Annotated in this window: 13 protein-coding genes; 8 read left to right on the top strand and 5 right to left on the bottom strand. The window is 56.0% G+C overall.

Annotated features, from left to right (window positions below; genetic code table 11):
• Positions 1-39: 39 nt before the first annotated feature.
• The 6 genes from C5L39_RS08470 to C5L39_RS08445 all read left to right on the top strand — a co-directional run bounded on the left by C5L39_RS08470 (position 40) and on the right by C5L39_RS08445 (position 6166).
• Positions 40-744: a LysR family transcriptional regulator substrate-binding protein gene (locus C5L39_RS08470; protein ID WP_123048451.1), complete on the top strand. Its 705-nt coding sequence runs from the start codon at positions 40-42 to the stop codon at positions 742-744.
• Positions 745-991: 247 nt separating this feature from the next.
• On the top strand, positions 992-2365 hold the full coding sequence (gene phoH2 / locus C5L39_RS08465; protein ID WP_123048450.1) for an RNA 5'-3' helicase PhoH2: 1374 nt from the start codon (positions 992-994) through the stop codon (positions 2363-2365).
• Between the two features lie 58 nt (positions 2366-2423).
• The gene (locus tag C5L39_RS08460; RefSeq protein WP_197714734.1) at positions 2424-2960 is read left to right on the top strand and encodes a GNAT family N-acetyltransferase; all 537 of its coding nucleotides are present in this window, start codon (positions 2424-2426) and stop codon (positions 2958-2960) included.
• 291 nt (positions 2961-3251) lie between these two features.
• Positions 3252-4217, top strand: a complete 966-nt coding sequence (locus tag C5L39_RS08455) for a DUF1254 domain-containing protein (protein WP_123048448.1) — start codon at positions 3252-3254, stop codon at positions 4215-4217.
• An 18-nt stretch (positions 4218-4235) separates the two neighbouring features.
• A complete protein-coding gene (locus C5L39_RS08450; RefSeq protein ID WP_165858018.1) occupies positions 4236-4907 on the top strand; it encodes a GAP family protein in 672 nt (223 codons plus the stop codon).
• A 206-nt stretch (positions 4908-5113) separates the two neighbouring features.
• Entirely contained in the window at positions 5114-6166 is a 1053-nt protein-coding gene (locus C5L39_RS08445; RefSeq protein WP_123048446.1) for a S66 family peptidase, read from the top strand.
• 80 nt (positions 6167-6246) lie between these two features.
• Here the strand turns inward: C5L39_RS08445 and C5L39_RS08440 are convergent, their stop codons facing one another.
• On the bottom strand, positions 6247-7809 hold the full coding sequence (locus tag C5L39_RS08440; protein WP_123048445.1) for an MDR family MFS transporter: 1563 nt from the start codon (positions 7807-7809) through the stop codon (positions 6247-6249).
• Positions 7803-8462: a TetR/AcrR family transcriptional regulator gene (locus C5L39_RS08435; RefSeq protein ID WP_165858017.1), complete on the bottom strand. Its 660-nt coding sequence runs from the start codon at positions 8460-8462 to the stop codon at positions 7803-7805. The genes C5L39_RS08440 and C5L39_RS08435 overlap by 7 nt, the downstream gene beginning before the upstream one ends.
• Positions 8463-8536: 74 nt before the next feature.
• Between C5L39_RS08435 and C5L39_RS08430 the strand changes: the two genes are divergently transcribed.
• Positions 8537-9568 carry a hypothetical protein gene (locus tag C5L39_RS08430; RefSeq protein WP_245974943.1) on the top strand — a complete coding sequence of 344 codons (1032 nt, stop codon included), beginning with the start codon at positions 8537-8539 and terminating at the stop codon, positions 9566-9568.
• A gap of 86 nt (positions 9569-9654) precedes the next feature.
• Here C5L39_RS08430 and C5L39_RS08425 read toward each other — a convergent pair whose 3' ends face one another.
• Positions 9655-11058 carry a class II fumarate hydratase gene (locus C5L39_RS08425; RefSeq protein WP_123048442.1) on the bottom strand — a complete coding sequence of 468 codons (1404 nt, stop codon included), beginning with the start codon at positions 11056-11058 and terminating at the stop codon, positions 9655-9657.
• 118 nt (positions 11059-11176) lie between these two features.
• The gene (glpX, locus tag C5L39_RS08420; RefSeq protein WP_123048441.1) at positions 11177-12190 is read right to left on the bottom strand and encodes a class II fructose-bisphosphatase; all 1014 of its coding nucleotides are present in this window, start codon (positions 12188-12190) and stop codon (positions 11177-11179) included.
• A gap of 205 nt (positions 12191-12395) precedes the next feature.
• Between glpX and C5L39_RS08415 the strand changes: the two genes are divergently transcribed.
• A complete protein-coding gene (locus tag C5L39_RS08415) occupies positions 12396-12971 on the top strand; it encodes a DUF4245 domain-containing protein (RefSeq protein ID WP_123048617.1) in 576 nt (191 codons plus the stop codon).
• A 2-nt stretch (positions 12972-12973) separates the two neighbouring features.
• Here the strand turns inward: C5L39_RS08415 and C5L39_RS08410 are convergent, their stop codons facing one another.
• Entirely contained in the window at positions 12974-13219 is a 246-nt protein-coding gene (locus C5L39_RS08410) for an exodeoxyribonuclease VII small subunit (RefSeq protein ID WP_123048440.1), read from the bottom strand.
• Positions 13220-13243: the final 24 nt, after the last annotated feature.

The raw sequence follows: 13243 nt of genomic DNA, 5'->3' as shown, positions 1-13243 counted from the left end.
AGAATCTTCATTCACAGGGCCAACGGTATCATCACCTCCATGTTGTCTTTTAGTTTCGCCACTGGGACCGAGCCCGGAAAGTGGTTTGCTCGCTTCCAAGAGCGCACTCGGCACGGGAAATTGCTCGCCGAAAACTCGGATGATCCGCTGTCCGCGCTTATCGACGATCGCTGCTCCCTAGCGCTTGTCCGCCTGCCCGATGAGCGCGTAGATGAGCGCTTCCATGTGGTGGAGCTCTACGAAGAATCGCTGGGAGTAGCGCTGCCCAAAGACCATGAACTCACCCTCCTAGAGACGCTGGGCGAGGACGACATCGCCGAAGAAATCATCAACTACCGGATGCCTGCCGGTGAATTTGTCGATGTAGAAGCCGTGCGCGCCGGGTTACAGGTGGTCGCCGCCAATGTTGGCGTGCTCATTGCCCCACGACCATTGATCAAAGTCCTGTCCCGAAAACAGATCGCGCATCGCGACTTTCGGGCTGATAATGCCGGGCGCACCCAGATCGCACTGGTCTGGCATCAGGAAGACGATAGCGCAGCAATTCAGGATTTTGTCGGGATAGCCAAGGGCAGGACCGCCAATTCTTCTCGGCAGGTCGCACCGAAGCGATCCGCCCGAGAAAAGGCACTGGCTAAGCAGCAACGACGGGCAGAAAAAGCGGCTGAGCACGGCGCTAAACCAGGCAGCAAGAAGGGCTCCGGTGGAAAGCGTGGCTCTCAACCTAGAAGGCGATCACGCTAGATTGGTTTTTAATCTGGGGCCGCTCCGGTGGGGGAGAACATCTAGTGTTCATCTTCCACGCAGGTAATTTCCACTTGGAAACGCTAGTCTGTGGGCAACCGGGCGGCACTAGAAGACCACCCCGCTGCCTGGCTCGCGTCCGCTGGAAGTTGGTACCGGCGCTGGCGGTGCGCGCCTACTAGGATCGCTGAGCAGCCGCAGCGGTGACTCGGGTACCCGGTCACTGCTGGTATGGGGAGCAACCAGCATGTTCGACTCATCCACCGACTACCTGCCCAACCGTGAAGTAGATCAACGCAGCGATACCAGCATTCGTACCTACGTCCTCGACACTTCTGTGCTGTTGTCGGACCCTTGGGCGCTGCGAAAATTTGCCGAACATGCGGTGGTGCTTCCCGTGGTGGTCATTACTGAACTAGAAGCTAAACGCCACCACCCGGAATTAGGTTGGTTCGCACGCCAAGCATTGCGGTTGCTCGAGGATCTGCGTCAGACCTATGAAGGGCTGGACCAGCCGGTACCTGCCAACGTCGAGGGCGGCACCCTCCGCGTTGAGCTCAACCACCAGGATCAATCAATCCTCCCGGCTGCTTTCCGGGGCACTGAAGGCGACCATCGCATCTTGGCCTGCGCTTTGAATCTACAGCGCGAAGGCCATGACACCACGTTGGTCACCAAGGATGTGCCGCTGCGGGTCAAAGCTGGAGCAGTGGGCATCTCTGCTGATGAATACCACGCCCAGGATGTCATCCTCACCGGCTATTCCGGAATGGCGCTCGTGCATACCGATTCAGCCACCATTGACACGCTCTACCGCGAGGGCTCAGTAGAGCTCGATGACAGTGTCGTGACTGACACCGGTGACTACGTGGCTGAGCTGCCGGTGCACTGCGGGATGAAGCTGATTAGCTCCACTCAGTCCGCACTAGGGCGGGTGAGCCCAGATGGTGGGGTGCAGTTGGTTCGCGGTGACGCTCAGGCCTTTGGTTTGCAGGGCAGATCCGCCGAGCAAAGAGTCGGGCTTGATCTATTGGCAGATCGCGAGGTGGGAATCATCTCTATCGGCGGTCGTGCGGGCACCGGCAAGTCAGCGCTGGCGCTGTGCGCTGGGCTGGAGGCGGTACTAGAACGCAACGAACACCGGCGAATTATTGTCTTCCGTCCGCTCTACGCAGTCGGTGGACAGGAACTGGGATTTTTACCAGGCTCGGAAAGCGAGAAGATGAACCCTTGGTCCCAAGCGGTATTCGACACGCTGGAGGGGTTGGTATCGGAAAATGTTATGGCCGAGATCCAAGAACGGGAACTGATTGAAGTCTTGCCATTGACCCATATCCGGGGGCGCAGTTTGCATGATTGCTTCGTCATTGTTGATGAAGCTCAGTCCCTAGAGCGCAATGTTTTGTTGACGGTGCTTTCTCGTCTAGGACGAGGCTCCAGGGTGGTGCTTACCCATGATATTGCCCAGCGCGACAACCTGAGGGTTGGTCGCCATGATGGGGTACAGGCGGTCATCGAAAAGCTCAAAGGGCATCGACTATTCGCGCACATCACTTTGGAACGCTCTGAGCGATCAGCTATCGCTGAGCTGGTCACGGAGTTGTTAGAAGACAATAGCTAGGGACTATTTCTGCTCTTGGGTTTGCGAGCGGGGCTAAAGGTGGGGGAGAATAACCGGCATGGCAGAAGCGACCTTCACGTTGCGTCCGATCCGTTCTACCGACTACGGACAGGTACGTGAAATCTATGAAATGGGCTTAGGCTCCGGGCATGCTACCTATGAAACGGAGGCACCTACTTGGAAGAAGTTTGTCAACTCGAAGATTCTTGAGTCGGTGTATGTAGCGGTTGAGAAGGACGACCCAGAGAAAATTTTGGGTTGGGTGGCAGCAGCTCCGATTTCCTCGCGTTCGGTCTTTCACGGCGTGGTTGAAAACTCCATCTACACCCACCCGGATTCCCGTGGGCGTGGAGTCGCCGGCGCATTGCTCGACCACCTGATCGAGACGTGCCAGCGGTTGGGCAAATGGGGCATCCACGCGTGGGTATTCCCCGAAAATCAAGGTTCGGCAGCTCTACATAAATCTCGTGGATTCGAGAAAGTGGGTACCTATCACCACCTCGCCAAAATGACTTACGGTGAGATGGCTGGTCATTGGCGCGATACCGATATCTACGAAAAGCTGCTGCCGAAACCAGACGAGCAGCTGGACTAGAACTTCTCAGCTGGCACGCCTTACCAGGGCTGTACCAGATGGAAAATGATCACTTCAAGATAATCAACCGGCCCGGTAGCGACACTGATCAGTGTCCCTACTGGGCCTTTATTTGTGTATCTGTGTCTAACTGCTAGTTCAGCGCACTGCTGAACTAGCATCAGGGGGGTAGTATTTCCTATCACCTAGCGAGCGTTAACTGAGCTAATTTAGCGGCTAAGACACAGCCTGTGCCAGATTGCTAGATATTGCTGATTTATATTATCCAGAAACCTCATTGGAAGGCACTTTATGGCTATCAAGGTAGATCGTTCTAATTTTACGGTAGCTGAGACGGATCACTACTTCCGCAATCACTTGCAGGAGCATCCAGTCAACACGATTCGCCATTCACGTGGATTTTCTACGGTTGAGAGCCAAGTGGTGATCCGCGAGAATAAAGACTGCCTTTATAGCCACGCCGTTGTCGATGTCTCAGAAGGCGCATACCTTGCTAACCCAGCCTGGGATCGGTACTCGATTATCCAAGTTATTGATGAAAATCAGTATTCATTTGCGCACCTATATCCGGGTGAATCTCTGACAATCACCCCAGATATGGTCACACGAGGACATCACGTGTGGTTGAACATTCGCACCGAAGTTCGACCGGAAAACGGCGCCGGATTCTATGATGCTCACCGTCACCAAGATGCCTATGTGGTACGAGCATCTTCGGCAAAGCCTTATGTATCCAAAGGCTTTGATCCGGAATCACTGGCCGCGACCCGCATGGAACTACTGCTGCTTTCTTCGACAGTAGATACCTGGGAGGCTTTTGGAACTGCAGAGACGGTCAAGCCAGGGCCGTTCCTGATTGCTTCTGCAGGAGGATGGGCTGGGCTGCCAAAAGAGCATGCCATCTATTATCCCAAAATTGTCCCGCCAGCGACTGCCGCAGCTTTAGAACCGTCTGCCATTACCGTGAAACTTCCACCACTGAGGTATGACGAAGGTGGTTTCTTCTCGGTGACAACTTATGGGCCTGATGCATTCATTGCCACCGAGGATTATGCTCTCAACCATCGCACGGCTAGCGCGAACGACGATGGCACTTACACGTTTCATTTCAATGCTCCAGGGATGCCCAATAATATGAGTACGGTTACGGGCTGGAACATGGTGCTCCGGATGTATCTGCCGGAGACCTTCGAAGCTGTAATGGAATACTTAGATGAACTCGAGCGCAATAATATTTCCATCAAACCGATAGGCTAAGTGCTAAAAATGTTAGATATGTGGACCACCCTATTGCCGTTGATGATCGGCAGCGCCATCGTGCCGATCCAGATTATTATCACGATCTTGCTGCTGAAGACGCCAGGTGGGATTCGTACTGCCATGGCGTGGGTGGGCGGAATGACCTCGGTTCGCCTTGCTCAAGGTGTGCTTTTTGGTTTAGTTTTTACCGCTAGTACGCAGACCGAGTCCGGCAACGACGGCCCTGGAGTTGTTTCTTCAGTGCTGTTGCTGGTGGTGGCATTGCTGTTTTTTGTCACTGGTGCGAAGCAGCTACTCACGCATGAAGATGAGGATGCCCCGCCGCCGAAGTGGATGTCGGCAGTCTCGTCGATGACTCCTAAAAAGGCGTTCTTGATCGGCGCTGGATTGCTCATTATTGGTGCGAAGTTCTGGGTTTTCACCCTCTCCGGCATCAGCGCGATCTCGGATGCTCAGCTCAGCCTTGCAGCAGCAGCCGGAGTGTTCTTGATCTTTGTAGTGGTATCTGAAATTGCCCATATCAGTGTTCTCGCCATCGCAACGCTCATGCCCAAGCGCTCCGATGTCCTGCTAGAGCGCATGACCACTTGGCTTAGTGCCAACAACCGGATCATCATGATCATTTTGGGTGCCGTCTTTGGTACCTGGTTCATGATCAAGGCACTCACCGGTCTTGGCGTCCTCTGATACTGAAGAGACTTCGGTAGCAGAGCTGACAGTGATAGGACTGACAGCGGCAGAAAGTGTGTGCACAGATCCTGCTGCTGTCACTATGATCTGATTGGAATCAGGTAGCCTTCGCAGATTCTCGCTCCTATCGCAATGTGCTGCTGAGATCTCGGCACGAGACATGGCAGGCCATAACGGAGACTGTTTTATGGTTTGATTCCCAGATGAATTCACAAAAATGGGTGGCCAGCAGGAAGCTTCGTGCGGGTGATCGAGTTGCAGTTCTGTCCCCGGCAGTGGCTGCTCCAGCGATGTCAGAAGCGGTTCATGAGCAGGCGATGAAGCGGTTGACTGAGACCACCGGGTTGATTCCCGTTGAGTATCCAACCACGCGAGAACTGGGGGCAAGTGCTCAAGCGCGAGCGGTTGATATTGTGAATGCCTTTGCTGATCCTGCTATCGGGGCCATACTTGCGACGATTGGTGGCAACGACCAGGTCACTGTCATTAGTCACCTTGATGCCGAGGTCATTGCGGCTAATCCCAAGCCATTTGTGGGTTATAGCGATAACACTAACTTGCACAACTTCCTGTGGAGCTTGGGTATTAATAGCTACTACGGCGGTTCTACTCAAGTCCATCTTGGTTCAGGGCCCTATGTGGACGAGGTGCACTTGTCATCGCTTCGTGCTGCACTCATTGACGGCGGAACTATCGGGCTGACAGAGCCTGGCGAGTCGGAGGACTTTGGTATCGAATGGACTGATCCTCGGGCGTTGACGCACTTCGGTGTTCGCGAGGAAACTGAACCTTGGAGGTGGGCTGGGCCGCAAACGGTGGTGGAAGCCAGAACGTGGGGCGGTTGTCTCGATGTTATTGACCAGATTGCGATAGCTGGCCGAATGCCGACGATCAGTGATCTCGAAGGATCGATCGTGCTCTTTGAGACCAGCGAGGAGCTTAACTCAGCAGCCCAAGTCAAAGGATGGGTCAGAGCCTTAGGCGAACGAGGAATCCTGGCTGCCGCCGCAGGGGTATTGGTAGCCCGTCCACCCGTGAGTGCATTGGGGCAACCGGTTCCGGAGACCGCTGAACGCGCACGACTAAGACAAGATCAGTACGAGACGATCATTGAGCAGGTAAACGCGTACAACCCAGACGCTGTTATCTGTGCCGGGATTCCGTTTGGTCACACGCGGCCACAGTGGATTATTCCGCATGGGGGAGTTGTCTGTCTCGATGCCATCACGAGAACTGTCACGGCCAACTACAGCTAACCCACCTGCGAAAAGATCTGTTGGCTAAATTGCAACAACAGATTCCTCATGCAGGTGGGGGCAGTTTTGTGAAGCGTGGATTAATCCACAGTCTCTTTGAGCTTTTCTTCACGGATGGGCAGCAACAGGAGCGCGGCGATGATCGCTAGTGGCACCATGAGTAAGAACACTGGTGTCAGTCCATCGTTGTAGCTCAAGAGCACGGCGTCATAGACCGGTCCGGGTAGCTCGAGAACAGCTGAGGGGGTCAATGAGTTGAGCCCGTCGCCGCCGGCGCTGAAGCTTTCTGCCAGGGCTGCTCCTTGTTCACCCATTTGGGCGAACGCTGCAGGCAGGTTGATCTCAAGATTGTCCTGCAGGTTATGGATGAACATGGAACCGACCAGGGAGGCACCCAAGGTCGAACCGATCTGTCGGAAGAAGTTGTTTGAGGCGGTTGCGGTACCGACCATCGTTACGGGGAAGGAATTCTGGACGATGAGCACCAACACCTGCATGACGAGGCCGAGGCCGAAGCCGAAGAGGAATAGCAGCATTCCTAGCTGAGTCAGTGAGGTCTCCACCTGCACATTGGAAAGCAGGAATAGAGCTAGCGCTACCACTGTCATACCGACGATTGGGTAGACCTTGTAGCGACCAGATTTCGAGATGATGAAACCAACGGTGGTTGAGGTTCCGATCATGCCGATCATCATGGGGATCATCATCAGACCAGCGTTGGTGGGAGTCAATGCATGGACCATCTGCAGGTAGGTCGGGAGATAGCCCAGTGCTCCCATCATCGCCAGGCCCAAGACAGTGCCGGCAGCCGTGGTCAGTGCCATGTTGCGGTTTTTAAACAGCGACATGGGGATGAGCGGGTCCTTGGCCTTGAGCTCGGTGGTCACGAAGGCAATCGCACCCAAGACCGTGATGGCCATGAGCGACAAGATGATCGGATCTCCCCACTCGTATTGGGTGCCACCCCAGGTAGAGAGCAGGATCAGCGAGAAGGTGGTCACTGACATGAGCGTGGTGCCTAGCCAGTCGAATTGGCTGACCTTGGTCGAGCCGGTCCGCAGGTTCAGGACAGTTAGGGAGACCAAGAAAGCGACGATGCCTAGAGGAAGGTTGATCCATAGTCCCCAGCGCCAGCCGGGTCCATCGGTGAACCAACCGCCAAGGACTGGGCCGAGTACCGAACTCAGGCCAAATACGGAACCCATGATGCCCATGAATTTACCGCGCTGACGGGCGGGAATAACTTCTGCGACGATGGCCTGTGAGGTGACCATCATACCGCCGCCACCGAATCCCTGGATAGCGCGCGCGATGATGAGAACCTCGATGGACTGGGCGTAACCGCCCAGAGCAGATCCCAGAATAAAGACGGCGATGCCGAATAGGTAGAGCGGCTTGCGCCCGACTAGGTCGCCGAGCTTGCCGAAAATCGGCATTGCGATGGTCATGGTCACCAGGAAGGCAGAGATAACCCAGCTCATGTGGGAGACTCCGCCGAGTTCGCCGACAATGGTCGGCAGAGCGGTGGAGAAGATCATCTGGCCCAGCGAGCTCATGAGCATCGTGGTGATCAGTGCTGCGAAGATGAGGCCGACGCGCGGTGGAGCGGTCTTAGTCACCTCCTGGGGAGTCGTCGTTACCATGTCAGTTCCTTAGCGAGAGTGGTGATAGTTTCTCCGGCCTCCGGCAGGAGTCGGGATCGGTCGGAGGGGCGGGTGTGAGCAGTGTGAGTCAGATGAAGCCAGACCGATTCACGGATGAGGCCGTTGATGATGCTGGCTTCCACTGGGATGGAATGATCCGGTAGTTTGCGATCACCTGGGTGAGCAGTGAGGTGATCGACGATGAGCTGGTGGAGCATTTTTGCCTGCTCGCGGAAGCGATTGAGTGACATCAATGCTGCTGAAGGCTCGGCACTGAGTATTTCTCGGCGTCGGTTGCGCAGTGTCGCTAGGAACTCTTCGTCTGCGCCGTGCTCGATGTCTTCGTTTTCAGCGGCATTGAGCGTGTCCAGCATGAGCTCGAGCGCTAGCCGGACCAAGTTGTCGCTGGGGGTGTCTATAAAGATGGCTCGCCGGTCTTCGGAGATAGTCATTTGGGGGATTCCCAGGATGGCTTCATCCTTGCAATCCATATAGTTGAAGAAGGTTCTCCGGCTGATCTCTGCGTCTTTACAGATGTCTTCGACGGTGACGTTCTCAAAGCCATGTTCACAGACTAAAAGTGTCGCGGAGTCCTCAATCTGCCTCCGAGTTTTTTGCCTTTTTAGCTCTCTTAACGGTGTCTCATTACTCACGAGAGGAAAGAGTACACCGAGTGCACGTTTGCACCAAGTGTAAAATTGCACTGACTCCGTGAATACTGAGCTGAGTGCATCTGGCAGGATCCGGTGATAGCGTCGGCTCCACACATAACCGACCAGGGGGAGCTGTCTTGTTTTTTCATCGTCGCTCCCGGCGTTTCTCGGCACAGCCTGATGAGCACTACCCGGGGCTCAGTCACCGTCAGGCGCATCAGCTACGCGCTGAGCTGCGCGAGAAGCTGGCAGAATCTGGGGCTAGTATCCGATTCGATGGCAACCGCGGCATCATTGATCATCCGAGCCATGAACGGATCACACTTAACCTTCAGGGATTGATCGACGAAATTGCCAGTTCCCAGCATCCTCGAGCGGTGAAATTACTGACCAGATCCTTCATAGAGACGATGGTCGAGGATCAACGGGTTGCAGGATTAGATACTGCTGAGCTCTACGCCGGACTTCGATTGCGGGTGGCCCCGCTAGGCGGCCTTGTCACCGAGGAAGCCGATATCCTCAACTCCGCTACTGTGCGCGGCTTCACCAGTGATACTGCGGTCACCATGGTGTTAGATACTGCGCACTCGATTCGAACGCTGCCGCTGGAGCGCCTGCGAAAAATCGATGATCTTGAGACTCTGGTCCGAGCAGCTCGGAATAATCTGCGTGCAGAGCTCAACAAAGCCAACGTTAGATCACATGTGCATCCGGGCTCTGAGGATCATCCCGGTGCCCGTTTTTATTCCTTCGAGTCAGATAATTACTATCTTTCCTCTGCTCCCATTGTGCTGGAGGAAGTCCTAGACAGTTGGGCGCCTGAGCTAGATCGCTCCCTGGGAGTGCTGGTAGCTATGCCCAGTCGGCATATCCTCCTGCTCCGAGAGATCACCGAGGGCGAAGATTTGCTGGAGGCATTAGGACGGATGGCCCCGGTGGCTGCACATATTGCTGATGACAGCCCACACCCAGTCTCGCCGTTGTTGCATATGTTCCATGAGGGGGAGATGACCACCCTGTCAACCTTTGATAAACAAGCCCGAGAGCTAAAGATCATCCCGACGCCCTACCTATTACAACTGATCACTAGAGGCCAGACTGATTGACATAGCAAATGCCCCCGCTGCGTGATCCGTAGAAAACGGATAAGGCTAGAGCAGCGAGGGCACAGCAAGATGAAGAAGGCTAGAGACTACTGATCCCGGTCAGTGTTGGCCATAGCCAGCACGTCGAGTCGCTTATCCAGTTCTTCTTCGGTCAGGGCCTCGTCATCGACGAATCCCATGTCGATGACTGTCTGACGGATGGTCTTGCCTTCCTTCAACGCAGCCTTGGCAACCTTGGCGGCATTTTCGTAGCCAATTGCCGAGTTCAGCGGAGTGACAATCGAAGGGGAAGACTTCGCCAGGGTGAGCATGCGCTCGACGTCGGGCTCAATGCCATCGACCAGCTTGGTCGCAAATACCCGAGAGGTATTAGCCAGCAGCTTGGCGGACTCGAGCACGTTGCGGGCCATCATCGGGATGAACACGTTGAGCTCGAAGTGGCCATTGGCGCCACCGAAAGCAATGGCGGCGTCATTGCCGATGACCTGGGCGGCAACCTGAGTGGCAGTTTCTGCCAACACTGGGTTGACCTTGCCCGGCATGATGGAAGAACCCGGCTGCAGGTCCGGCAGGTGGATCTCGCCGAGTCCGGTCAGCGGGCCGGACCCCATCCAGCGGATGTCGTTGGCGATCTTGTTCAGGGAGATTGCGACACCACGCATGGCTGCAGAGAACTCCACCAAGCCATCGCGGTTGGCCTGAGCCTCGAAGTGGTTACGTGCCTCGACCAGTTCCTCGACACCGGTCAGCTTAACTAGCTCAGCTGTGACCTTGGCACCGAAATCAGCCGGGGTGTTGAGGCCAGTGCCCACGGCGGTGCCACCGATGGGCAGCTCGCCGAGCCGCGGCAAGGTAGCTTCGACGCGCTCGATGCCAGCTTCGATCTGGCGTGCGTAGCCACCGAACTCCTGGCCCAAGGTGACCGGAACTGCATCCATGAGGTGGGTACGGCCGGACTTGACGACGCTCTTCCACTCGATAGCCTTGGCTGCCAGGGAGGCCTGCAGGACCTTGAGGTTAGGCACCAGGTCGTTGACTGCTGCCAAGGTAGCGGCTACGTGAGTAGCGGTGGGGAAGGTGTCGTTGGAGGACTGACCCATGTTGACGTGGTCATTCGGGTGGATCTCCACGCCGTTTTTCTTAGCGATGGAGGCAATGACCTCATTGGCGTTCATGTTCGATGAGGTACCGGAACCGGTCTGGAACACATCGATGGGGAACTCAGCGTCATGCTTACCGTCGGCGATTTCCTTGGCCGCGGTGATGATGGCGTCTGCCTGCTCATCATTGAGCAGTCCGCGGTCCTTATTCACCTGAGCGCAAGCGGCCTTGAGCAGGCCCATGGCGCGAATCTGGGCGCTTTCGAGCGGGCGATCGGAGATCGGGAAGTTCTCCACGGCACGCTGGGTCTGAGCACTCCATAGTGCGTTGACGGGGACCTTGACCTCACCCATCGTGTCGTGCTCGATGCGGAATTCCTGCTGGGTCATGAATAACCACCTTGTGTTCGGTTGTTGGGAATGAAAAGTGGGGCCACCGGCTAGAAAGCAATCGGAGAGGGGCCACCGGGGCCAAGCGCCCTCTCCGAGTATGTCCGATCAGCCTAAATTAGGTAGTTGGCTCTTTGAAGTAGTCAACTACCGAATATTCCTGCAGCTTGGCCAGCTGGTGGCGGGACTCGACATAACGAACGGTGCCGGACTTTGAACGCATAACCAAAGAGCGGGTGGTTGCGCTGTCAGCGCGGTAGGACACGCCACGGAGCATATCGCCGTTGGTCACGCCGGTAGCAGCGAAGTAGCAGTTATCAGAGGCAACTAGGTCATTGAGACCTAAGACAGCATTGACATCCAGGCCAGCTGCACGAGCGCGATCGGCTTCAGCTTCATCGATCGGCGCGAGCTTGCCCTGGATCTCTCCGCCCATGCACTTGAGCGCACAAGCGGTAATGATGCCCTCAGGAGTTCCGCCCACACCCATGGCGATATCGATGGAGTTGGAATCCTGGGCAGCAGCGATAGCGCCGGCCACGTCACCGTCGGAGATGAGACGAACCTTGGCGCCTGCGCGGCGGATATCAGCGATCAATTCATTGTGGCGGGGGCGATCCAAGACGACGACAGTCACGTCAGCGGGCTTGATGCCCTTGACGCGTGCCACAGCGTTGATGTTGTGGGAGACAGGAGCTTCGATGTCGATGGAGCCAGCAGCTTCCGGGCCAACGGCAATCTTGTCCATGTAGAACACTGCGGAGGGGTCATACATTGAACCCCGCTCGGAGGCAGCAATGACTGAAATAGCGTTCGGACGGCCCTCAGCCATCAACGTGGTGCCATCGACGGGGTCAACTGCGATGTCAATCTCAGCGCCTTGGCCGTTGCCGACATGCTCGCCGTTGAACAGCATCGGGGCTTCATCCTTCTCGCCCTCGCCGATGACGACCACACCGTTCATGTTCACGGAGTTGATCAGCTGGCGCATGGCGTCGACTGCCGCGCCATCACCGTCCTCTTTCCTACCGCGACCGACCCAGCGTCCCGATGCGAGGGCAGCTGCTTCCGTGACACGGACGAGTTCCATGGCCAAGTTACGGTCCGGAACTTCGAGGTGGGGTGCATTCATGTGATCGGCCTCCTGCAGGCAAAAAGTTTTTAGCGCTCAGTATTTAACTGACGTGGATGAATCCTCCACCCACTGCCTTTTATTGTTGCACCTTCCAGGGCTCGCCGACGCAGAATCTCCACCCGAAAGAGGGGGATATTCCGTCTAATCGACAGGATCGGCCCAGTATTCCGGGAAAGGGGTGGCTCGTGCCATACTTGTGCGCGTGGCAGCTGAGGATAAACCTAGGATCTATCAGGGCGGCTGGGACATGATACTGTCCTTGGCCGTAATCATCGTGGCGATGGTGGTTGCCGTCGGCGCGACCGGATTATGTAGCTATGAGCCGGGCACCCCAGAGGGTGGTCCCGTCCGTGAAGTAGACGCTGAGTCTTTTATGGGGCTGGAGGCTCGAGCCACGGATTACCCGTTGTATCTTCCCGAGAGCCCGGAAGGATGGGTCACCAACTCCGCTCGTCGTTCCTATATTGGTGACACGCCAGCACCGGTGGTCGGCTGGGTAACTGCCGATCAGGGCTATATCCAGCTGACTCAGACTGATCAATCGCTGGAAGATGCCGTCAAGGAGATTGACGCTGATCCGCGCGAGCTTGATCGCACCTTCGATCTGGAGGGATATCAGGTCGAGGTCTATCAGTCTGAATATGCCGATGTTCGAGACCTCTGGGTGGTCGATCACGGAGATAGCAGATTGCTCTTTAGCGGTGCCGCCTTCGAAGAAGATTTCCGCACTATCATTAGCGCGACTCTGCTCTCCGAGCCGCTGCCTTCCGAACTCTAGTTTTAGCGCTCTGTGGCGAGGGCATCTTCGACTCTGCGGGATGCTCCGTCGAGATGCTCTTCGCAGCGCCTAGCTAGCGCCTCGCCGCGTTCCCAATATTTCAGGGACTCGTCGAGGCCCATCTGCCCGAGCTCGAGGATTTTGACGGTCTCGATCAGCTCATCGCGCGCTTGCTCATAACTGAGCGTATCGACGCCCGGGTGGGCATTGTCCCCGGCCTGTCCATTTCCTACGACGTTGTCACTCATTGATCTTTATCTCCCTAAAACAAG

The sequence above is a fragment of the Corynebacterium alimapuense genome, from assembly GCF_003716585.1.
GTDB lineage: Bacteria > Actinomycetota > Actinomycetes > Mycobacteriales > Mycobacteriaceae > Corynebacterium > Corynebacterium alimapuense.
Note: the sequence above shows the minus strand (reverse complement) of the source record. Positions and strands in the feature narration are given on the sequence as shown.